This is a genomic window from Pantoea sp. JKS000250 (assembly GCF_003201065.1).
Lineage (GTDB): Bacteria > Pseudomonadota > Gammaproteobacteria > Enterobacterales > Enterobacteriaceae > Pantoea > Pantoea vagans.
The window spans coordinates 1,285,339-1,306,826 of sequence record NZ_QICZ01000001.1 but is presented as its reverse complement, the minus strand read 5'-3'; the positions used below and the strand labels follow the sequence as shown (position 1 = coordinate 1,306,826).

At 49.3% G+C, this 21,488-nt stretch carries 27 protein-coding genes and 1 other RNA gene; 7 read left to right on the top strand and 21 right to left on the bottom strand.

The window, feature by feature from the left end; all coding sequences use genetic code 11:
• Positions 1-3: 3 nt before the first annotated feature.
• From BY447_RS06250 to BY447_RS06240, 3 genes are all read right to left on the bottom strand, one after another.
• Positions 4-825: an RNase A-like domain-containing protein gene (locus BY447_RS06250; protein ID WP_110330779.1), complete on the bottom strand. Its 822-nt coding sequence runs from the start codon at positions 823-825 to the stop codon at positions 4-6.
• A gap of 486 nt (positions 826-1,311) precedes the next feature.
• Positions 1,312-1,785 (bottom strand): hypothetical protein, encoded by a 474-nt coding sequence (locus tag BY447_RS06245; RefSeq protein WP_110330778.1) that lies wholly within the window; start codon positions 1,783-1,785, stop codon positions 1,312-1,314.
• Positions 1,786-1,843: 58 nt separating this feature from the next.
• Positions 1,844-2,509: a hypothetical protein gene (locus tag BY447_RS06240; protein ID WP_323859483.1), complete on the bottom strand. Its 666-nt coding sequence runs from the start codon at positions 2,507-2,509 to the stop codon at positions 1,844-1,846.
• A gap of 153 nt (positions 2,510-2,662) precedes the next feature.
• On the opposite strand from BY447_RS06240, the gene BY447_RS06235 reads away from it, so the two are divergent.
• Positions 2,663-2,977 (top strand): hypothetical protein, encoded by a 315-nt coding sequence (locus tag BY447_RS06235; RefSeq protein ID WP_110330777.1) that lies wholly within the window; start codon positions 2,663-2,665, stop codon positions 2,975-2,977.
• A gap of 303 nt (positions 2,978-3,280) precedes the next feature.
• Here the strand turns inward: BY447_RS06235 and BY447_RS06230 are convergent, their stop codons facing one another.
• From BY447_RS06230 to BY447_RS06200, 7 genes are all read right to left on the bottom strand, one after another.
• On the bottom strand, positions 3,281-3,760 hold the full coding sequence (locus BY447_RS06230) for a hypothetical protein (RefSeq protein ID WP_146210988.1): 480 nt from the start codon (positions 3,758-3,760) through the stop codon (positions 3,281-3,283).
• Between the two features lie 214 nt (positions 3,761-3,974).
• Complete coding sequence (locus tag BY447_RS06225; protein WP_110330775.1) at positions 3,975-6,290, bottom strand: primase-like DNA-binding domain-containing protein; 2,316 nt, start codon at positions 6,288-6,290, stop codon at positions 3,975-3,977.
• A gap of 14 nt (positions 6,291-6,304) precedes the next feature.
• Positions 6,305-6,646 (bottom strand): DUF5375 family protein, encoded by a 342-nt coding sequence (locus BY447_RS06220; RefSeq protein ID WP_110330774.1) that lies wholly within the window; start codon positions 6,644-6,646, stop codon positions 6,305-6,307.
• On the bottom strand, positions 6,633-6,899 hold the full coding sequence (locus tag BY447_RS06215) for a hypothetical protein (protein ID WP_110330773.1): 267 nt from the start codon (positions 6,897-6,899) through the stop codon (positions 6,633-6,635). Before BY447_RS06215 ends, BY447_RS06220 begins: the two co-directional genes overlap by 14 nt.
• Complete coding sequence (locus BY447_RS06210) at positions 6,896-7,423, bottom strand: host cell division inhibitor Icd-like protein (RefSeq protein ID WP_110330772.1); 528 nt, start codon at positions 7,421-7,423, stop codon at positions 6,896-6,898. The genes BY447_RS06215 and BY447_RS06210 overlap by 4 nt, the downstream gene beginning before the upstream one ends.
• A 13-nt stretch (positions 7,424-7,436) precedes the next feature.
• Positions 7,437-7,685 (bottom strand): hypothetical protein, encoded by a 249-nt coding sequence (locus tag BY447_RS06205; RefSeq protein WP_110330771.1) that lies wholly within the window; start codon positions 7,683-7,685, stop codon positions 7,437-7,439.
• Complete coding sequence (locus BY447_RS06200) at positions 7,682-7,939, bottom strand: helix-turn-helix transcriptional regulator (protein ID WP_110330770.1); 258 nt, start codon at positions 7,937-7,939, stop codon at positions 7,682-7,684. The genes BY447_RS06205 and BY447_RS06200 overlap by 4 nt, the downstream gene beginning before the upstream one ends.
• Positions 7,940-8,460: 521 nt before the next feature.
• On the opposite strand from BY447_RS06200, the gene BY447_RS06195 reads away from it, so the two are divergent.
• Together BY447_RS06195 and BY447_RS06190 are read left to right on the top strand one after the other, a co-directional pair.
• Complete coding sequence (locus tag BY447_RS06195) at positions 8,461-9,177, top strand: hypothetical protein (protein WP_110330769.1); 717 nt, start codon at positions 8,461-8,463, stop codon at positions 9,175-9,177.
• Positions 9,174-9,425, top strand: coding sequence for an ogr/Delta-like zinc finger family protein (locus BY447_RS06190; protein WP_110330768.1), 252 nt, complete (start codon positions 9,174-9,176; stop codon positions 9,423-9,425). The genes BY447_RS06195 and BY447_RS06190 overlap by 4 nt, the downstream gene beginning before the upstream one ends.
• A 256-nt stretch (positions 9,426-9,681) precedes the next feature.
• Here BY447_RS06190 and BY447_RS23160 read toward each other — a convergent pair whose 3' ends face one another.
• From BY447_RS23160 to smpB, 7 genes are all read right to left on the bottom strand, one after another.
• Complete coding sequence (locus BY447_RS23160) at positions 9,682-10,578, bottom strand: hypothetical protein (protein ID WP_146210987.1); 897 nt, start codon at positions 10,576-10,578, stop codon at positions 9,682-9,684.
• Positions 10,575-11,072 (bottom strand): AAA family ATPase, encoded by a 498-nt coding sequence (locus tag BY447_RS06180; RefSeq protein WP_323859502.1) that lies wholly within the window; start codon positions 11,070-11,072, stop codon positions 10,575-10,577. Before BY447_RS06180 ends, BY447_RS23160 begins: the two co-directional genes overlap by 4 nt.
• Positions 11,054-11,656, bottom strand: a complete 603-nt coding sequence (locus BY447_RS06175; protein ID WP_110330765.1) for an AAA family ATPase — start codon at positions 11,654-11,656, stop codon at positions 11,054-11,056. Before BY447_RS06175 ends, BY447_RS06180 begins: the two co-directional genes overlap by 19 nt.
• Positions 11,649-12,854, bottom strand: coding sequence for a DUF262 domain-containing protein (locus tag BY447_RS06170; RefSeq protein WP_323859482.1), 1,206 nt, complete (start codon positions 12,852-12,854; stop codon positions 11,649-11,651). The genes BY447_RS06175 and BY447_RS06170 overlap by 8 nt, the downstream gene beginning before the upstream one ends.
• Complete coding sequence (locus BY447_RS06165) at positions 12,823-14,067, bottom strand: integrase domain-containing protein (RefSeq protein WP_110330763.1); 1,245 nt, start codon at positions 14,065-14,067, stop codon at positions 12,823-12,825. Before BY447_RS06165 ends, BY447_RS06170 begins: the two co-directional genes overlap by 32 nt.
• A 192-nt stretch (positions 14,068-14,259) precedes the next feature.
• Positions 14,260-14,621: a transfer-messenger RNA gene (gene ssrA, locus BY447_RS06160) on the bottom strand.
• Between the two features lie 43 nt (positions 14,622-14,664).
• On the bottom strand, positions 14,665-15,147 hold the full coding sequence (smpB, locus tag BY447_RS06155) for an SsrA-binding protein SmpB (protein ID WP_010257694.1): 483 nt from the start codon (positions 15,145-15,147) through the stop codon (positions 14,665-14,667).
• A 158-nt stretch (positions 15,148-15,305) separates the two neighbouring features.
• Here smpB and BY447_RS06150 point away from each other — a divergent pair, with 158 nt between their 5' ends.
• Entirely contained in the window at positions 15,306-15,740 is a 435-nt protein-coding gene (locus BY447_RS06150) for a type II toxin-antitoxin system RatA family toxin (protein WP_013358774.1), read from the top strand.
• Positions 15,733-16,026 carry an RnfH family protein gene (locus BY447_RS06145; protein WP_110330762.1) on the top strand — a complete coding sequence of 98 codons (294 nt, stop codon included), beginning with the start codon at positions 15,733-15,735 and terminating at the stop codon, positions 16,024-16,026. The genes BY447_RS06150 and BY447_RS06145 overlap by 8 nt, the downstream gene beginning before the upstream one ends.
• A gap of 91 nt (positions 16,027-16,117) precedes the next feature.
• Here the strand turns inward: BY447_RS06145 and bamE are convergent, their stop codons facing one another.
• From bamE to nadK, 3 genes are all read right to left on the bottom strand, one after another.
• Complete coding sequence (bamE, locus tag BY447_RS06140) at positions 16,118-16,465, bottom strand: outer membrane protein assembly factor BamE (protein WP_013358772.1); 348 nt, start codon at positions 16,463-16,465, stop codon at positions 16,118-16,120.
• A gap of 186 nt (positions 16,466-16,651) precedes the next feature.
• Positions 16,652-18,313, bottom strand: coding sequence for a DNA repair protein RecN (gene recN / locus BY447_RS06135; protein WP_110330761.1), 1,662 nt, complete (start codon positions 18,311-18,313; stop codon positions 16,652-16,654).
• 84 nt (positions 18,314-18,397) lie between these two features.
• Positions 18,398-19,276 carry an NAD(+) kinase gene (nadK, locus tag BY447_RS06130; RefSeq protein ID WP_003848582.1) on the bottom strand — a complete coding sequence of 293 codons (879 nt, stop codon included), beginning with the start codon at positions 19,274-19,276 and terminating at the stop codon, positions 18,398-18,400.
• Positions 19,277-19,398: 122 nt separating this feature from the next.
• Between nadK and grpE the strand changes: the two genes are divergently transcribed.
• Positions 19,399-19,980: a nucleotide exchange factor GrpE gene (grpE, locus tag BY447_RS06125; protein WP_003848585.1), complete on the top strand. Its 582-nt coding sequence runs from the start codon at positions 19,399-19,401 to the stop codon at positions 19,978-19,980.
• 57 nt (positions 19,981-20,037) lie between these two features.
• Here the strand turns inward: grpE and ung are convergent, their stop codons facing one another.
• Positions 20,038-20,718 (bottom strand): uracil-DNA glycosylase, encoded by a 681-nt coding sequence (gene ung, locus BY447_RS06120; protein ID WP_033783913.1) that lies wholly within the window; start codon positions 20,716-20,718, stop codon positions 20,038-20,040.
• 242 nt (positions 20,719-20,960) lie between these two features.
• Here ung and grcA point away from each other — a divergent pair, with 242 nt between their 5' ends.
• Positions 20,961-21,344, top strand: a complete 384-nt coding sequence (grcA, locus tag BY447_RS06115) for an autonomous glycyl radical cofactor GrcA (protein ID WP_013358769.1) — start codon at positions 20,961-20,963, stop codon at positions 21,342-21,344.
• The last annotated feature ends 144 nt before the right edge of the window (positions 21,345-21,488 follow it).

Here is a 21,488-nt window from a genome sequence, read left to right as displayed (position 1 = left end):
TACCTATAGATCCGGGAATGCTGTGAGAATGTAATAGGGTTTGCCGTTATATTGCTGAAACTCGATAACAATTCTCACATTTGTCATGACTATTCGCTGGTTACTCCCGCGCCGGAAACCGTAGCCAATTGCTTTGCCAGATGCATTTCGAATAGTTAACCTGGCTCCCTGTCTGCCTCCGCCAGGGACCGATTTTATAACGTCCCGATTAGCAAAAATCGCTTTCGATATGGCTTCTTCGGCTATCTGCACGTTGGTAAAGGTAGTGGAATACTGCAAACGCTTATTGGCTTCAAAGCGGGATAATAGTTCTGCATCGCTTTTGCCAACATGTGTGGAAAGCGTATGCCCGCCGGGTTTCAAACCTGTTACTGACTCATGCTCAGTAAGTTTAATACGGCCAGCTCTTACTGCTGCTACACGACTTGCGCCGATGCCAAGTGCAAATCCTAGTGGAACAGCGATATCGACAGTCAGGCCGATTTTCATCGCCGTATCTTCATCTGCTCCAAAGGATTTAGCAATTGCTGTTGCTGCCTCGTATGTTGCTGTGCGAGTGTCTCTACCCACAATGAGCTGATTTGCAGCTGCGTGAATGCTATCGAGACTATGTGCGCCGACAACTACACATCCTGCTTTTGTTAATCCGGTAGGTTCAGGTGCGATACATAGAGCGGTGGCGCCTGCAAGCTCAAGTGAACCCATGACAAGCCCTAGCCCTCCGAGAAGGCGGTTACTCATCGTTTCCGCCTCTGTCACTGTCTTATCAGAGAGTGCGGCAGCAAGCTGAACAGGGGACATCGCGATCTTTATGCCATCATCCATAATGTGACCTTATGTGTTTAAAAGGCAAACAGCATAATTGTATGCTTTTTTCAGGTGCAGCCAACCATTTCAGTGCCATAAATTAAGTTAGTGAAAGCTATTCATTTCTCACAGGTGGTTGAAAGGAGCTGGCGCTGGATAAACAGGAGAAAATGCTGAAATGATGTGGCAGCGGCAAAAAGTAAATTGGATCACACGGTGCGGCGTTTACCGAACTTGCAGATCCTAATTGGCAGTCAGCCCTGCGAAAAGTGAGCCCGTAGCTGCTATGTTTCATTAACTTGCGTATATGTCGTGAAAAGCTTTCTCCGACGTTTGACAGTGTTGTCCTTAACCGGGTTAAGTACGTAGCGAGATTAACTGGCTAAGCAATAATGCGGGCAGCATTCGCACATTTAACTAATATTCCTAAGCTTACATCTATGCCGTTTTGTTCGCTGCCTTATCGCCTGATCAACTAATAGGGAAAAGGGTCTTCAGGTTGCCCTATCGACTACCATCTGCTTTGGCTGGTGCAGGGTTAGCATTGATATCAATGTATTTTCTCAATCCCATTGTGCGGCTTACTCCGGGAGGATCGGAAAAGGGGAGTTTAAACGTTGGAGATGCTGATACTTTTACTGTCCACGTGGTATCACCGATGAAGCGGAAGCTCGCAGAATGAGGTGAAACTTTCAAAGCCTCGAAATGACCTGAAGTATAGATACCCCCAATAGTCAGTTTCTCTAAAATTCCCTGAGAGAGATCTAACAGCAGGAGCGTCAGCATTTCTTCAAAAAGAACGTCATCTGTTATGAATAAAAGATAGCGGCGCTCATCAATTATTATCGCACCCTCAAGCACTTTTCCAGGGATGATAATTCTCGTTGAGATGCCGTCAATCAAAACTTCGGAACGAGCCTGGGCGGTATCGGTTGCCTCATTAACTTCCGACAAGGATAGTGTAGTGACTTCTTCCATTTCTATTTCCACCAGTTGCCCATTTCCCACGCCGCTAAAACACCGCCGACAAATCCGTCTAATAGCACGCATACGGGTGCGCAGGCCTACACATTAAACCAGCAACGGCACCGCCAGCCCAACCGCCCGCAATACCAGCTCCGTTAATAGCAACCTGTCTGCCGATTTGTGAGGCTTTGTTGTCTGACGTGTATATTTCATACACAGATACCCCGATAGAAAGAGCTATCAAGCCTTTAGCTGCACGGGATAATTTCATCATTCTCAGGTTGACCTGAGGATTTGATTTACCCGCTGACTCTACAATCGCGGCATAAACCTGATTTTTTTGCGTTTCAGATAAGCTGTAAAAATTAGCCTTTGGCCCGAATGTAGCGGCAGTTTTTTTGGCGACTAATTCATTAAGCGTTACGCCTGAAGTCTTGATCCTTTCTGCCATTGCCCTGCCAAGTGGCGTACTCCGGGTGCGCACCATATCCATTATCAGATTTCTGGTTTCCTGTGCCTCCATTGCAGCTTTATCCCAGCTAATAATGCCACTACTCGCTTTTGCTCTGAGATCCTCGGTCATTTCTTTAATGCGTTTAGAGTACTCAAGACGCAGTCGGGGATCGACCGAGAGCCTTGCTGCTGCCGCAGATACATCGCCTTGTAATGCGTTCACCGCACTTTCAAATTTCGTTTTGCCGTCTGAGTCCAGCGCACTAAGTAAGGCCGTATCCATTTTCAGTCCCTGTTAGATGAGCAACTCCACGAATATAACAAATGTGCTAATGAAATTGAAAATAGCCTCGTTATGCTATGCGGCGACTTTTTATGATGAGCGGATTCTTGAGGCTGCTGGCTTCCATTCAGTCAATCTGTCGTAGTAGAGGTAATGCCTGGCCTGACGCGTACTGATACTGACATTCCCCATATAGAGTTCATTGGCTCCGACATGTGCAGGATCACCCTGCGGCTCAATATGCTGCCGATGATGGCATTGATGCGGGCACCGTCACCGCTCCACAATTACCAAGTTTGTTTGGAGCTATTCAGCCGATTACAGACACAAAAAAGCCCGCAAGATTTTCACCTTGCGGGCTTTCAGGACTTCGATGATGGTTCTGGCAACCATCAACCAAGAATTTTGGTGGGCTGGCGGAATCTGAACAAAGCTCGCAAGGTTATGTATTTAATTGTTTTTATCTAATTCAACTTTGTTCTGTGTACCTAAGCGTGTACCAATTATTGGATCTCATACCCCGGAACGGCTTTACTGGGGCAACCTACGGTCAGCGTATAATCTGAATAAAATGATTTTAGGAAAAAGTGTTCACACTGTTCACTATTGTTTTTTGTTTATTAAATTCAATTGATTAGGCAGTGAAGGGTTTAAGGCTGGATGTACACTGGTGTGCACTAGGGGTGATTACTCTGTACAAATTTATAAAAAACCGGCATAAGCCGGTTGATGTAGAGTGAGTGCTCGCTTCTGATGACAACTTGGGCATGTTTAAGGCTGACTGTCCGTCAACATGATGGAGTAATGAATATGCTGCGGTAGTTCAATTGATACTGGCTTGTTGAGTGTCAACGGAACTGTCTGCTGTGCAAAATATATTGTTTTGACACTATCTCCTACCAAGCGGGCATTTTCATATCGCTCATGATCATAGTAATTTACCTCACCACTAATCTCGGCAGTTCTGTTTATTGTGCCAGGGGACAAATTGATATACATCGTCACTGCTGTAAATTTTCTTTCCAGCTCGGAGCTGAATTTTTTCCCAGGCAATGGACGGAGCGCATACAGTACAAAGTTGCGAGTATTTTCTTGTTTGAGAAAGTTATCTGCAGCTACGGTTGCACCATTTTGTCCTGACACTGATGATTGCATTTCCGTTTTCAGGTAAAGCGTTCTGTTTTCTGAAGGTACAGAGCTGCATCCCAGCAGCGACAGACATAAAACAGCGATTCCTGTGATTTTTTTCAACTCAAATTTCCTTTTTCAAAACCAAAATTTATTTCCTCTCGATCAGTATCGGCATGCATACGAAATAGTTTAATTACTAATCACCGAAGTACATTAAAAATAAAGTTATGTATGCTCCTTGCTCTAAGCTGAGCTTAGTCGTCATACGTAATTGCATCTTTAATTTAGAATCTAATGTAAAAAACCGGCCTAAGCCGGTTGGGGTTTGAATAATCTACTGACTGCAAGCAGGCAGCCAATCTGCCTCGCTGTCCTCATGCAACGTTAGGTTAGTTTGTATGCCGTTATTCGTACGGCGCTTAAGCAGCACGCGCTCATATTCTTTTAGGGTCTGCGGCACCGCCTGCCCGAAAGCCGTCAGGCTGAGCGGGTGCTGATGCCCCCGCGATTCCATAAATGACAGATACGCATGATAGAGATAGCGCTTAGGGTTAATCGGGCGAATGTTGGCGTTACCGATAAACAGTCCGTTCGGCGTGCTCAGCGGCATCAGGTAGCCGCAGAAATCGACCAGCGGATCCGCCTGTCTCTTTATTTCCAGCGCTTCGCCGGATGATTGCTGCGCCTGCAACAGCTCGCGCGCTTCATCGGGTGACGCGAAGCGCTGCATCAGATGACGAACAATCACGGCCAGCTCGGTGCTGATTTTGTCCAGCAACTGCGGGTCACGCTCTTTTGCCGGTATGACTTCCGGGAAAGTCAGAATTACCCGACGGCGCGACACGCCGCCGCTGCGATCGCTGAAGCGCATCGGGTTGTTGTTCACTGCCAGAATCACCGCCGGGATGTGCGTTGAATAGGCGTCACGGTATTTCGGATCGATTGCCACTGCATCGCCGCCGGTAATTGCCTTGATGCCCGCGCCGTCGCCGCTCCATTTCTCCTGGTCAGGCAGGATAATCAGCGAGAAACCTACCACGCTGGCGCGCTCGCGGGAGGATTCCAGTGTATCGATAGTGGCTGACGTGGTGTTGTCTTTTCCGGCCAGCAAAGTGGCAATCGAGGCCATGACGCTTTTACCGCTGCCGCCGGGGCCGGTCACCTCAAGAAACATCTGCCAGTCATAGCGGTTTGCCAGCACCATAAATAACGCCGCGAGAATGCGCTCTTGCTTGTCGTGATTATGCCCGGCGGCCCGCGTTAACCAGCGCCAGAAAGCCGGGGCGTGGTCTGCGATATTTTCACCAGGACGTGGCGCGGTGTAGTCCACACTGTTGACGGTGCGCAGCCAGTGCTCGCGGCGGTGCGGGCTGAAGGTGCCTGTTGTGGTGTCATACACGCCGTTATGGAAACCAATCAGCCGACGAGACGGTTCACCCATCTGCGGCACCATCAGCTTGAGCGTGTCCAGCACGCTGCCGATACCGGCGGCCGAGAACGGTGCGCGCACTTTCTGAAATAGCGCAGCGATTTCCCGGCGCAGTGTCTTCGCCTCCATCACCTGCCATGCGCCGTTCTCATAGCGGCAGATTTCCTCCCCGACCGGCGGCACGGCCAGCGCCTCCCCGTAATGTGCGACCAGCAGCTCGGCTTTCTGGCTGGCGCTCATGGCCTTCAGGTCGGCCTCGCTGACGGATTCAAACGGGCTGAGCGGCTGCGGCTGCGTGAAGTCGGTGAGCTGCGCCAGCGTGGCGATATCGCCCTGCGCCTGCCACACGTCGTTCCAGTCACCCGTAACAGGCGGCAGTGCGGTTTTCCCGCCGCAGACTTTCGCCGCTTCCTCTGCCTTTAACTGGCCGGTGCCGTTGTCGTCGCGGTCGGCGGCAATCAGCATCAGCGCGGCGGGGTGTGACTCACGTAGCCGCTTTGCAAGTGAAGGCAGGTTGTTGGCGCTCAGCGCCACGTAAACCGCCTGGCCGGTCAGCCGGTGCACGGTCAGGCCGGTGGCATATCCCTCGGTGAGCCACAGCATTTTGCCATCCGGCTCGCCTGCCAGCCAGTACGTGCCTTTTACCCGCCCGCCGGGCAGGGTGCGCTTGTCGCCTGCGGCGCTGATGAGCTGCACGTTAACGGCCGTGCCGTCTTCGCCGGTCAGCGGGATGAGCACATCCCCGGCGGCAAAGCTGATGCCACCACAGCGCAGCGCATCAGTAAGCGTGAGCGCCTGCGTACCGTGCAGCCCTTTCGATGAAAGGTAGACGTTGTCCGTGCGGCTGATGGCGGCGGCGATAAGTGCCTGCGCCCGTGCGGCGGCGTCTTCCTGCGCGCGGCTTTTGTCTGCGGCTTCATAATGCATAAACGGGGCTGACTCCGGCAGTGTGCCGAGCATTCCGGCCACCTTCATCGCGGCCTCTTTAGCGCTGATACTGAGCGCCTTTTCCACCAGGTTAAGGCCGTCACCGGCCCCGCACTGGTTACACAGCCAGGTTCCACGCCCGTCCTGATTGTCAAAACGGAAGCGGTCTTTACCGCCGCACGCCGGGCAGGCACCGTGTCGCCCCCCGGCGTGCACGCTGATGCCGAGGGCGGGCAGAAGCTGCGGCCAGAATCCGGTGGCCGCCTTTACGGTGTCAGAGACGATATGTTTCATGTGTGCGTTCTCCCTCAGTGCAGCGTGATGCGGCTGGCGGCCGCAAGCTGGCTGCGGAACAGCTCATCCATCATGGTGACACCGAGCTGCGTCAGGCGCGGCGGTGCGGTCAGCAGGTCCGGCTCGACCATATCGCCCAGCATGGTGCAGGCCATCTCCATACCCGCATCCGGTCCGTGACGGTGCACATAAAAGCCTTCCAGCTCAAGGGCAATGGTCATCTGAAGCTCATCGAGCGTGGCGGAGACGGCGATGCCGAGGCTTTTACAGGCGTTCAGGTAGCCCTGCGCCAGCGCGCGGCGGTAAACGGCGGTGCGTACCTCAACGGGCAGGCAGGAGTGATTAACGGTCATCATGGCGGGCCTCCGTGGCTAACATGCGGGATTCACAGGTTTCAACGACTTTACCGAGCTGGTCGGTGAGCAGGGCGACGACGGATGCCAGCGCCGCACCATCCGGCACGCAGCCATGTGCACTCAGGCAGTTCACCGAGTCGAACATATCAAGCACGGTCACGCCTACCGTGTGCGCGTGCAGCAGGCGCAGGTAGTCAGCGTGGGGAATGGGGTAGGTGTCATGGTTATTCAGGTGTTGAGAAAGCGTATTCATACCGCTACCGCCTTGACCGGCAGACGACCGGCAAAGGACAGGACATAATCGCGGGCGAGGCTGGCGCGGGCGCTTCGCTCATCACCTGCCACGGTACGCAGCATACAGGGACGGGCGGCGGCATCAGTGCGTCGGACGGCGGCAAAAATAAAGGTAAATTGAGAGTGAGCGGCAGTAAGGACCGTTGTCATTAGGACAATCTCCATCGAGTAGCGGTTAACGCCACCACCGGAGCTGCAAATCTCATGGGTGGTGGCCCGAACGGGGTTTGCAGTACCGGCCTCAATGGATACCGGCCAGCCCGAAGGCTGCCCCGCCCGGGCCACCATTATTTGACAGCGACTGCGGTCTAAGAACCACAGCCTGAAAAATGGGTAAGCCAGAGCAATGACACAAAAAAACACGCCTGGCGCGTGTTGTGTCGCCATTGAGTTACACGGGCTGCAAATCCCGGCTGCCGATTTTGCGGCAGCACGAAAACTGTATAACGGCCGCTCGCCAGAGAAAAGCCTTTTTTCACACATCAGGGCGTTTTCCTCAGCAACTGGTCAGGACGTGATCGGATTGCGGCGGATTTGATCGGTATTTAACGTCCTCTTTTTTTACCTTCTGCTTTGCAGACTTCGCTTTTTGACTCAGCATGAAGATATGGCAGCGCATCCCGCTGGTAAAAGCTGATACCGTGGCGGGTTTGCCGCTGACCGATGCCGTCAGACTTTCCGCGACAAAGGCGGCTTCTTCGCGGGGGGGCGGAAAGGTTTTCGTGCCAAAATTCAGCGTAATCATGCTGCACCCCCGGCGCGCTGTGCGATGCGGGCCTGCATCCAGCCGTCAATCTCTGACGCCAGCCAGGCGACGTTTTTACCACCAAGCGAAATCTGCGAGGGGAACTGCTCCCGGCTGATTAAATCGTAAATGGTCGAACGTGACAGACCGCAGGTGCTGATGACTTCCGGCAGGCGCATAAAGCGGTCGCGCGGATAAATGGCATCGCGGATTACGGGAATGGCAGGGGCTGGTACGGATGAAGCTGCGTGCATGGTGTTACCTCATTATGAGTCCGGCCGGTGCTGTCCGGTTCCGGTAGTGTCTTCAGGTAACCCCCTATTCTGGTTATATTTCTGGCGAAGTAAACAACCCCCTGATTGCTGAAAAATGAGCAAAAAGCACTTCTCTTACCTCCTGTTTGCCTTTGTTTGCCAACGTTTGCCAGTGTTTGCCTTTTAAGAGCTTTCAGTGATTAAAAAGCGATTATTAATAGAATTAAAATCTGAAAAAGGCTCGCCAGAAAAAAGCTGTTATCTGAGGCTATGTGAACACAGGTGAATACTCAGTGAAGACTTAATTTTAAAGTGTTCACTACTTTAAATGTTGTATTTATTACCTTTTTTATCTTAGTGAATACCAGTGAACAGTTATATGAGAAATATCACCAGTTAAGGGGGCATCCCGTACCGGTTATGCCCTTGTTTGTTCATCGACAGGCGGAAAGCAATGAAATGCGCTGTCCTGTGGTACACGACAGAATGGCCTCATCCTTTACAAACGATGAGAGACAATCATGACCACCCCGGAACAGAAACCTGCATCACTGGAACGCTTCGAGAAAGCCCGCGCTGGACATACCGAAAGGATGAAAGCCTATAACGGCATCTGCGCCGATATCGCCCGCTGTGAAAAAGAACAGCAGGAAGCCATCGAGGCAGGGAAAGAAGCCGAGAGCAGCTGGCGCACGAGCTTTCGCAACCTGCGAGGCAATCTCACCGACGAGCTGCGCGCCCAACATTCTCAGCGCATCGCCAGCCGTGAACTGGCCGATGAGTTCGGCGGGCTGCTCAAAGAGCTGGCGTTGGATAAGCAGGAGGCGATGCTGAAATGCTGCAGCAGTGGTAAAGAGTATGTTGAATCGCACCGGGAGGCTTTTACCGGGTTTGCGGATGTGCACTGGCAGTCAGCCCTGCGTAACGTAAGTCCGTCGCTGCTATGGGCCATTAAGCTGCGTCTCCGTCGTGAAGAGCTTTCCCCGACGTTTGCCGGAGACGACCGGGATAGTATTAAGGACGTGGCATATCTGGTCGGTGAAGCACTGACGCGGGCTGCTGCTGCTCTGCCAGACAGCATACTAAATGAGGCTCCGCTGCTGGAGAATATTGGTCTGTATCGCCCGCCGCTTACGGGTATTGATATGGAGCTATACCGCCATCCTATGCGCCGCCAGAAGCTGGCTGAATCAATCCGGGCGCAGCGTGCAAAACTTCAGGAGGGCAGCCAGAAATGATGCACTGTCCCTACTGCAAAAGTGCGGCACATACCAAATCGAGCCGCTATATGTCAGAGCAGGTAAAAGAGCGTTATCACCAGTGCACTAACCTCGACTGCTCCTGTACTTTCAAGACGAATGAGAGCATCACAAAGGTGATCACCGCACCGCCACAGCCGGAAAAAATACCGGTACCATCACCGGAACGAGCAAGAGAACGCCAGACGCTGGGCCGTTATGGTTCTGCATTCCGCCAGATTCATTGATCCCGCACAGCCGCTGCCTGACCAGTGGCTTTTTTGTGTCTTCGCTTTGGCTTTCTGAAGCCCTTTTTCTGGCCAGCCGCTTTGTAAAGAGCCGTGCATGAATAGCGTGCATGAATCTGCATGTAAAACTATGCATCGCTTTCCCCTGTTCAGGCCATGCCGGCCGTAGTCCGGCCCGCATCATGCACCTGCATGAAAAGCGATGCTTAAAGCGGGCAGGCGTGGCGGGGATAGCATTGCGCGCTGGAAGTAAATGTCAAGTTGACAAATGTTCGCACACGATTCCGATAATTAATTTTCCTTCTGTAATTTCTGAGACTGATGCGGGCAAGTTATTTCCGATGTGAAAATGAATTCTACCCTTGTTCCATGTTATTTTAGTATGCATTTCAAACCCAAGATTAATATCTTCTATTATTCGAATTCTTTCTCTGATTGCACTAGGATTACTTCTTGTGTTACTACTTTCGCCAGAAAGATCAATACCGTGCGAACTTGCTGTGCGATTGAAAGAGTCTCTATCTTCTAGATAATGATTGCGAGCGTGGTCATTTAAATAAGACAAATGTTCAATGATGGTTTTAAAATGTTCTCTGTGAGAAACGCCTAGCTTGGAGAAATCTTTTGCGTCAGGAAGGAAATATAACAATGGGAATAAATCATCGAGATGGATAGAAAGATCGGGATAAGGAATCATTTCATGGAGCGATTGAAGTCTATAGTATTTTTCTATATTGTTTTTTTCATTAACTACCATCATTGATTCTGGCTTCCACCAGTCGGTAACGATATCTTCATTAAAAATTAACCCACCGAAATCATATTCTTTTAATATCTTTAATGCATCTGATTCGATGTTTTTATTGTCACTTGTAATATCTATCTTTTCCATCGAATTTAACATGACAGATAAGCGTAATAATGCATCCCTAGATATAGGGTGCCTGGCTAAATCGCCAAAAATTACATCACAAAGCTGTTGGTCGGAGCATTGTTTTTCATAAATTTCAGAGCAGCAAAGAATAAGTGAATTTGATTTTTCATTTATATTGTCTACCAAATCAGTAATGTTTTCTAAATGCCCAATAGATTTTGGGATTACATTGAGTGCATTAATCAACCAACGTTCATCAAGTATAAATGTGGCATTCATTTTTTATCTCGTTTGGCTAATTTTGATAAGTTTATTGATGTTTGGTCAAAAAATCCTATTGGCCAAGAACTTAGCTTTCCATCCTCACTAATTTTAATTACCTCACTAACAGATTGCATTCCTTTTTCTCTTGTAAGGTAATGAATTGAACAGTCTTGCGCAGAAAGTGCGTTATACTGTTTAACTGCTAATCGGACACCATCAACAAAATGATCGCTATGAGTTTCGATGATAACTTGAACACCACATGCTGAGGCTAAGGCAATCAATTTCCCAAGAGCTGTTTGCCCTTTAGGATGTAAATGTGCTTCTGGATTTTCAATGATAAGTAGTTTATTAGGACAGCTGTGCCATTTTTTTAATTTGGGATTTTTAAATTCATCAAGCGGTGGCATAGAAGTCATTGTTAAAGCTGACAAAACAATAGGTAATGAATAACTAATGCCAAAACCTGTATTGGTTGCACGGAAAGTATTTACTTCAAGATGAGAGATATCATGGTTTTGTTAACTTCAAAGTTTAAGTCAACGCCCGGTGATATTTCACTCATCCAATATGATACTTGGTGTTTCAGCGTATTACCAATTGAACTCTCATGTCTGATTAATTCAGGGATGATTACATTTTCAAATTTTAAGAAATAATCAACGAAATACTCACCCTTTGAACCGATAGTAATGTTACTAATGTCATTATTCATTGTTGGTAGAATTACACTAGGGCCATGCCTATCAGCGCTTATATAATCATAAGAAATAGGTTCTATATTACAGTCGCAAAAGGTAGTATCTTCTTCTAATTTGACATTCAAAACCCCACCTGAATCATTATTTGATTCTTTCAGGGTGATATCAATTTTGGAATGCAGTGAAGATAGCTTTGATTTTAACTCTGAAAAATCACCATGCCCTAGAATATATGGAGATAAATTGTCTTTGCATAACAAGCACATTCTAATTGCTTGGATGATAGAGCTTTTTCCAGAGTTATTAAGTCCAGTTAAAATTGTTAATTTATTCAACGAAATAGTCGAGTCTATGAAAGACTTGAATGATTTAATATTAATGGAATCAAGCACTTTTAATCTCCCTAATCAATTTTAATATCTGTTCTCTGCGGTGTTTAGCACCTTGCATACTTGAGCCATGTCTGCTAATCGAATTGATGAAATCATCATCCTGCATTATTTCAGAATATCTTTTAATAAGTAAATCTTTTTTCGTATTCAACGTTTTATATGTATTTTCTTTCATTTTTGATAATACACAAAGCCATAGTTCAAATAGTGATTTATTTATTGGTGTTTTTCTTGCGTCATTAGGTAATGATTTCCTAAAGGCATGCTCACCAAACAAACTATAAGCTCGTGATAATCCAGTTCTAAATAATTTAACAATCTCTGTATCATCTGGGATTGCTATATCCTTAAATGGTATATCAATTTCACCATTTATAGCTCTCATAGTGTTTGAAAGAAAATCATCCATATCGCCTTTGTAAGTGGCATAGTTTAGTAAATAAAATGATAAAAACCTTAGAATTAACTCTCTGCCAGCCATTCGGTTATCTTTAACGGTGTTATTAATTACATTGCTATATACATTATCTTCAACTAATATTTTTAATAAATCACTAGCTCTCCCTTGATAAAGAGCATGCCTTATTTCTTGGTTTGATAATCTCATTCCACCAGTATTTATCCTCTTGAAAATATTCCTTTTTACTTTTTCTGGTGTCTCGGGATTTATTACTATAAATGAAAGCTCAGTTTCTAAAATATTATTGACGACCTTAACATTAGACGCTTGCTTTTCTAGATTAAAAAAATCAAAACCATCATAAATCTCTGACCAAAACTCAAGCCCTTTGAGCTTAAAGCCTTTACCATCATTATCGTCACCTAGAACATAATTTTTAATAGTAGTTAGCCTCTGGAGACCATCTACAACCTCCCATATTCCATTTTTATCTTCAGAAACATAGAACATTGGTAAAGGTATTTTAAGCATCATGGACTCAATGAGCTGACTTTTCCTTTTTATATCCCACACATACTCTCGTTGAAAGTCGGGAGCTAATTTAATGGTCTTATTTTTTATTCTTCTAAGAACAGTATCTAAAGCGACAATTTTAGATGTTATTGAAATGGAATCAGTATCAAAAGGTTCTTTTTCATAAGATTCATTCGAGATATCTTCATCTTCAATTTCAACTCCAGATAAAATCCCTTCTTCCGCTAATTCTTCATTCTGATCTAATAGTAGGGTTGCCATCATTTACCTCTAACGGTTTTATAATAAATTGATTATAAACTAAATTTGACCACCAAGTCATTAACTCCTGACGGAGTACAAGATAAGTGGAACGGTTATAGGCGCGACGCACTTCATTTTTATCTGAATGCGCCAGAGCTGCTTCAATTAAATCGGCGTTAAATCCAGCTTCATTCATTGCTGTACTCGCAATTGAACGCAATCCATGTGCAACTAACTTACCACCATATCCAATGCGTTTTAAAGCAGCATTAGCCGTCTGGCTATTCATTGGTTGCTGTGGATCATTTCTGCTTGGAAAAACATACTCTCGATGAGGGCTGATAGCCTTCATTACTTCCAAAATATCTAAAGCCTGAGGTGATAAAGGAACAATGTGCTCCCGCTTAGCCTTCATCCGCATTGCTGGAATAGTCCAGAGCTTCGTATCTAGATCGATTTCTTCCCACCGAGTACCGGAAGCCTCAGAAGGGCGAACAAGTGTCAAGAGCTGCCATTCAATCAGGCAGCGAGTCGAAACAGAAAGATTTGACATCATTAGAGAACGCATTAGCTTTGGCAGTTCTTCCGGTCGCAAGGTTGGCATATTTTGCTTTTTGGGTTTCTCAAAAGCCATCCCAACGCCAGAAGCAGGATTCGCATCAATCAACCCTGTGTTGACTGCATAAATCATGATCTCATTAATACGCTGGACTAAGCGGCGAACTGTTTCAAGCGCCCCGCGAGCTTTAATCGGCTCCAATGCTTCAACGATCGTTCTGGCTTTGAGCGTTTGAACAGGAATCTCACCAATAGTCGGGAAGATGTCCTTCTCCAACGATCGCCAGATATCCTTCGCATAATCCTCGGTGACGCTTTTGCTTTTGAGCTGGAACCATCTCCCAGCAACAACTGAAAAAAGACTATCCAGTTCAATTTGCCGTTGCTCTGATACTTCCTCTTGCTGCTTCTGCGGGTCTATACCTTGCGCAAGCATCGAGAGATATTGGTCACGCATTTGTCGTGCGACAGCGAGCGTTAGGGCAGGGTAAGCGCCTAGACTGAGATTTGTACGGCTGCTACTTGCTGGCCGCTGGTAGCGAAAACGCCATAGCTTCTTACCAGACGTTTTGATGAGCAGAAAAAGCCCATCGCCATCATGCAGCGTGAAGTCTTTCTCTTGAGGCTTAGCTTTGAGAATTTCATTATTGGTGAGAGGGCGTGTCATCCGCGCCATGACTGGTTTCCGTCCATAATTGGTACACGTTTTTGGCCCACATTATAACGTGTACCTAAACGTGTACCAATTATCTCTGGATTCAGGCGGATCGTCTCGGATAACTACAGACACAAAAAAGCCCGCAAGGCTTGTGCCATGCGGGCTTTCAGGACTTCTGCGGATGGCACTGGAACCATCTTTGAAGAATTTTGGTGGAGCTGGCGGGAGTTGAACCCGCGTCCGAAATTACTACACCGTCGGCACTACATGCTTAGTCAGTTTTTACATTCGCCGGTTAGCTGCGAACAGACACGCCACTAACAGACTATCCTGATTGGATTTAACGCTTCAACCCCAGGCAAGGCATCCACGCGATCTCTTTTGGGTTTGACTTCTCTTGATCCCCGTCTTAAGAGCGGAAGCTAGGGAGAGAAGGCTAAGAGCAGGTTATTAAGCTGCTAAAGCGTAGTTTTCGTCGTTTGCGACTATTTTTTTGCGGCTTTTTACGAGGCAAACCGCCCCTCGGCATGCTCCTAAGGCTTCACAATCCCGTCGAGTCCAGAATCAGCCCCAGAACTTCAAATACTAGCAACAATACAAATAAAAATCCAGTGCTTAACGCTTTGAATTCTTCATGATACGTGCTTTGTCTAACTGCCATTCGCGGTCTTTGATATCGTCGCGCTTGTCGTGCTCTTTCTTACCGCGTGCAACACCAATCTTCAGTTTGCACCAGGCATTCTTCCAGTACAGCGACAGTGCCACGATGGTGTAGCCTTCGCGGTTAACGCGGCCATAAAGGGAGTCGAGTTCACGTTGCTTCAGCAGCAGCTTACGGCTGCGCGTCGGGTCACAGACTACGTGGCTGGAGGCAACGGCTAAGGGTTGAAAGGTTGAACCGAACAGAAAGGCTTCGCCATCGCGCAGCAGAATATAGCTGTCGCTGATGTTGGCTTTACCGGCACGAAGTGACTTAACTTCCCATCCTTGTAACGACAATCCCGCTTCATACTCCTCTTCAATGAAGTACTCGTGGCGGGCGCGTTTGTTCATGGCAACAGTGGCAGAACCGGGTTTGTGTGCTTTTTTCTTTGTCATAGTGCGGCGTATTTTACATCACTTAGTCGGTTATCGCATCCCCAGTCCAGCGGGGCAGCAGGAAACGGGATATTCTAGCACACCCTCACTCGGGGACATTTTTGTTTAATCGCTGAAAATGCTATTATTCAGCGGTTTTGTGATGAACAGGAACCATTATGGCTCAGATTAGTCGTTCGGCACTGGTCCCGTTTAGTGCCGGGCAGATGTACCAACTTGTAAATGACGTGGATGCCTATCCGCAATTCCTGCCGGGTTGTACCGGAAGCCGCGTGCTGGATGCGTCTGATAATCAGATGACGGCATCCGTGGATGTGTCGAAGGCGGGCATCAGCAAAACGTTTACCACCCGCAATACCCTGACGGATAACCAGAGCATCCATATGCAACTGGTTGATGGGCCGTTCCGCAAGCTGACCGGTGGCTGGACATTCGTCTCGCTGGGCGATGATGCCTGCAAGGTGGAGTTAAGCCTGGAGTTTGAATTCACCAACATGCTGGTAGAGATGGCCTTTGGTCGTATCTTTAAAGAGTTAGCCAACAGTATGGTGCAGGCCTTTACCCAGCGCGCCAAAGAGGTCTACCGTGCCTGATATTTCCGTCGAGGTGGTCTATGCCTTGCCTGAAAAGCAGTATCAGCTTTACGTGAAAGTGGAGCAGGGCAGCACGGTAGAGCAGGCCATCCTGAAGTCAGGCCTGCTGGAACTGCGTCGGGAGATTGACCTCGCCAGCAACAAAGTCGGCGTCTATAGTCGACCAGTGAAGCTGGATGATGTGGTTCAGGACGGCGATCGTATCGAGATCTATCGTCCGCTGATTGCCGATCCGAAAGAATTGCGTCGTCAGCGCGCAGAGCGAGCAGCAGAAAGCAAAAAATAAGTCGTGATATCGCCAGAATCAGCGGATAACAGGCATAAAAAAGGCGCTCAATGCGCCTTTTTTGCTGTCTTTAAAACGGTCTGTCGTGAAATCAGTCGTTGTTCTTAGACAGATTCTGCTTGTTATCGATGTTAGTCAGAACACCGTTGCCATCAAAGGTCAGCGTCAGCGTCTGCTGCTTCACGCTCTCATGGCCTGGCTCCTGACGGAAGACGTAATACCAGACATTGCTGCCAAACGGATCTTTCATCATCGGCGTACCGAGCGTGTAAGCCACCTGCTGCTGTGTCATACCGGTATGGATCTTGGCCACATCGTTGGCAACCAGATAGTTACCCTGGTTGATATCAGGACGATAGACCACGCGCTCTAAGGTGGAACATCCGGCGGTCATCATCAACATTACCACTGCCGCGGCAGTCAGGGTTTTACAGCGCATCTATACATTCCTTTTCCGGGGCCAAACGCCTTTAACAGGCGGCTTTCTTGCCATCAAAATCTGAACTCTGCCTGCGGCAGGCTTTATTACTCTGGCGACATAAGTGCCGATGATAATAAACCTTTTTGCCGTTGGAAACCTCTACAGAGCAAGCATATGACCACGGTACGTTAAAAAAGTGCGCTGCTATGCGGCTAAAAGTTCTTTTGCGTTGGCCAGGGTATTGCGTGTCACCTCGCTGCCGCCCAGCAGTCGCGCCAGTTCCTGCAGACGCGCCCGCTTGTCCAGCGGCTGCATATGGGTTTCGGTCATCGCGCCATCGGTCTCTTTGCTGACATAGAAGTGCTGATGTCCGCAACCGGCAACCTGCGGCAGGTGGGTGACGCACATGACCTGGGTCGATTCACCCAACTGACGTAGCAGTTTACCGACGACGGCAGCGGTCGGGCCGCTGATCCCGACATCCACTTCATCGAAAATCATCGCCGGTGTTTCCATTTTCTTCGCGGTGATCACCTGAATCGCTAGCGCGATACGTGACAGTTCACCGCCCGAAGCAACTTTGCCCAGCGGCTGCAGTGGCTGGCCTGGGTTGGTCGTCACCTGGAAATCGACGCGGCTCGCGCCATCTGCCGTCAGCTGATCCGGATTAAAGGTCAGCGCGATTTTAAACTGGCCGTGTGGCATTGAGAGCAGATGCATACTCTGGGTAATCAGCTGCTGCAACTCATCGGCATAGTGGCTGCGTTGCTGATGCAGCTGCTCTGCACTTTGCAGTGCCGCCTGGTAATGTTCACCCACCAGCGATTGCAGGCTTTCCTGATCGCTTTCGTGCTGTGACAGCAACTCCGCTTCCGCCAGCAGTTGCTGATGCAGTTCAGGCAGCGCTTCTGGCGTGACATGATGCTTACGCGCCAGCGCAATCTGGCGGGAAATACGCTTTTCCAGTTCGTACAGGCGATTGGGATCCAGATCAAGGCTGTCGCAGTAGTGACGCAGTTCGTCGCTGGCTTCGCTCAGCTGAATCGCCGCCTCTTCCAGCAGGTTATGAACGCCGTTCAGTTTCTCATCCAGCGAGGTCAGTTCTGAAATCATCTCACGCGCGGTGTAGAGCAGGCTGTTGAGATTATTGTCATCGCTGTCTGCTAACAGCTGCAGCGCCTGCTGGCTGGTCGACAGCAGCTGTCCGCTGTTGGCCAGGCGCTTGTACTCTTCGTCAATCTGCTCATATTCGCCCTGCTGCGGCGCGAACTCGTTCAGCTCTTTAAGCTGATACTGCAACAGCTCGCGACGTGATTCGCGCTCCTGCGCCTGCTGCTGATGCAGCGCGAGAGTGCGACAGCTCTGGTGCCAGGTCTGATAACTGGCGCGCATTTTCTGCAGGAGATCGTCGTGACCGGCATAGGCATCCAGCAGATGCTTCTGATGATCAGGTTTGAGCAAAAGCTGATGGGCATGCTGACCGTGGATCTGGATAAGCAGCTGGCCCAGATCGCGCAGCTGAGAAAGTGGCACCGCCGTGCCATTGATAAAGCCACGGGAACGACCATCAGCACTGATCACCCGGCGCAGCAGGCACTCATTGCCGTCGTCGAGTTGATTATCCATCAGCCAGCGCTGAGCAGAAGGGGAGGACTTAAGCTGGAAGCGGGCGCAAAGGTCGGCCCGGCTGGCACCCTGACGCACCATGTCAGCATCGGCACGGCCGCCCAGACATAATCCCAGCGCATCAATCGCGATAGACTTACCGGCACCGGTTTCACCAGTGATTGCCGTCATGCCGCGTTGGAAATCAATGTCGAGCTCACGAACGATAGCGAAATTACTGATGGTCAGTTGGGCCAGCATAGGTTCACCTGTACGAATAAACACATATGGTTTTTCATACAGTATAAACTGGTTTTTTATCCAGTAAAGAGGTGAGGCCGGTTTTCAGAACAATTTTTTTGACCAGCCCAGTTTTGAACTCAGCGTATTGAAATAGCTGTAGTTTTTAGGATGAATTAAATCAAGATGACCGGCACTGCGCCGAATCAGTACATCCTCACCTTCCTGAATTGGCAGCGCAATCTGGCTATCACAGCTGATTTCCAGGTCGCTACGGCGTGAAGAAAAGCGCAGACGGATGGTACTGCTGCTGTTAATGACCAGTGGCCGCGCTGACAGCGTATGCGGGAACATTGGCACCAGCACAATCGCTTCGAGTGATGGCGTCAGAATCGGGCCACCCGCAGAGAGGGAATAGGCGGTAGAGCCGGTGGGGGTCGAAATAATCAGCCCATCAGAGCGCTGGGAAAAGGCGAACACTTCATCAATGTAGACTTCAAATTCGATCATGTGCGCGACTTTACCGGGATGCAGCACCACTTCGTTGATGGCGGAGCCAATGCGTGGTGAGCAGTCAGATTTGCACACCTGCGCTTCCAGCAGAAAGCGGCTCTCGACGAAATAGTTACCCTGAAGCACCTCATCCAGCTGTTGCTGCGCATTGTCCGGGTCAAGGTCGGTGAGAAAACCGAGGTTACCGCGGTTAATGCCAATCACTTTGATATCATAGCGCGCCAGCACTCGCGCTGCGCCCAGCATGTTACCGTCACCGCCCACGACGACCGCTAAATCAGCCTGCTGACCAATCTCCGCCAGCGTGCCGGTCTGCACGTCGTGAAGCGACAGCTCCTGCGCAATCTGCTTCTCAACGATCACTTGATAACCTTTGGCTGTCAGCCAGCGCCAGAGCATCTCATGCGTGGTTAACGCGGTGGGATGGCGCGGATGACCCACGATACCAATGCAGTTAAAGTGTTTGTTCATCTGGTCGGTGTTCCTTATAAGCCAAAACGGCAAGGCAATGTGATAGGTTCCCTTGAATCCGTCATACCAATCCCCATAATAAGCCAACCAGCGAAATGAATGTGCAAAACGCGGAGAAATTCATGAGTAGTAAAGAACAGAACACCCCAAACGAGCAAGTCTCAGACGAAATTCAGCAGGATCAGCAGCAACCTCAGGAAGCGGAGACAGCAGCAGAGGTGGATCCGCGTGATGAGCGTATTGCTCAGCTCGAAGCCGAATTAGCGCAGTCGCAGACCGGTGTACGCGATGCCCAATTGCGTGCGCAGGCTGAGGTTGAGAACATTCGTCGTCGTGCCGAGATGGACGTTGAGAAGGCGCACAAGTTTGCGCTGGAGAAGTTTGCCAACGAACTGCTCCCGGTCATCGACAGCCTGGAACGTGCGCTGGAAGTGGCCAATAAAGAGGACCCACAGCTGGCATCCATGATCGAAGGGATTGAACTGACGCTGAAGGGCCTGCTCGGTGCCGTGCGTAAGTTCGGTGTTGAAGTGGTCGGCGAAACCGGCGTGCCATTCAACCCTGAAGTCCATCAGGCGATGTCGATGATGGAGTCTGAAGAATTTGAACCTAACCATGTCATGCTGGTGATGCAGCGTGGCTATACGCTGAATGGTCGCCTGCTGCGCCCGGCGATGGTTGCGGTTTCTAAAGCTAAAAGCTGATTCAACCTGAATCCTGTTACACGGCCGCGCACTGACGCGGCCGTGTGCGTTTGGGCGCTATTCAGGTAAGACCGGCGTCCAGTCCACCGGCTTTTTACCGGCAGCGCTCAGCAGTTCATTGGTCGTTGAGAAGTGTTTGCTGCCGAAAAATCCACGGTGCGCGGAGAGCGGCGAGGGGTGCGGCGCCTGCAGCACATGATGGCGCTTGCGATCGATAATGCTGCCTTTCTTCTGCGCATGTGAGCCCCACAGCAGGAAAATCACCCCTTCACAGTGCTGGTTAATCGCCGCAATCACGTTGTCCGTAAAGGTCTCCCAGCCAAAACGAGCATGGGAATGGGCTTTACCCGCCTCAACCGTTAACACCGTGTTCAGCAACATCACCCCCTGTTTTGCCCAGCTCTCAAGAAAGCCGTGATCGGGTTTTTGGAAGCCGGGAATATCCTGCATCAGCTCTTTATAGATATTCTGCAGTGAGGGCGGTACCTGAACGCCCGGCAGCACCGAGAAAGCCAGCCCGTGCGCCTGATTTGGACCGTGATAGGGATCCTGCCCCAGAATCACGACGTTGACGTCACCCAGTTCCGTCAGGCGAAACGCATTGAACACATCTTTCTGCGGTGGATAGACGGTTATGCCCGCGGCGCGTTCATCGGCGACCTGCTTCAGCGTCTCAATAAAATAGGGTTTCTCTTTCTCTTCAGCCAGCACGTCGTGCCAGGTCAGCTTTTCAGCCATGTTTAACTCCCTTAACGTTAGTGGAGTAAGCTTAGCCGTTCCTGCCGCTGACCTGAAGGCAAAAATAATTTGAAAAATAAAAATTATTTTTAGCTGGCAGGCATTTTGAGATCAATGGGTTAGCTAAAAAGCGCGCTGAATGGCTGATTAATATTGATACAGGTCAAGGCTGTGTCGAATGAACGATGGTATACCGGGGCCTCAAATTTGATTTATTCACGTTTTATCCGGGAGACGCAATCATGATCACTGGTATCCAGATCACTCAAACTAACAATTCACAACTTCTGAACTCCTTCTGGCTGCTGGATGAAGAGAAAGCTGAAGCGCGTTGCCTGTGCGCAAAAGCGGGCTATGAAGAAGATCAGGTTGTCGCCATCAGCGAACTGGGCGAATTCGCTTACCGTGAAGTGCCGGTTGAAATCAAACCGCAGGTGCGCGTTGAAGGCGGACAGCATCTGAACGTCAATGTTCTGCGTCGCGAAACACTGGAAGATGCGGTAAAACATCCTGAAAACTACCCGCAGCTGACCATTCGTGTTTCAGGCTATGCCGTGCGTTTTAACTCACTGACGCCTGAGCAACAACGCGACGTGATCACCCGTACCTTTACCGAAAGTCTGTAAACCGCCTGAATTATCGGGCGCTGAAAATTAGCGCAAAGCGCACACAGCAATTTTTATTCGTATTATGAAAGAGATAAGCAGTTAATTACCCGGCATGCGGATGCCAGTGTTGTGAAGAAAGGGCACTGGCAGAAAAAACATTCT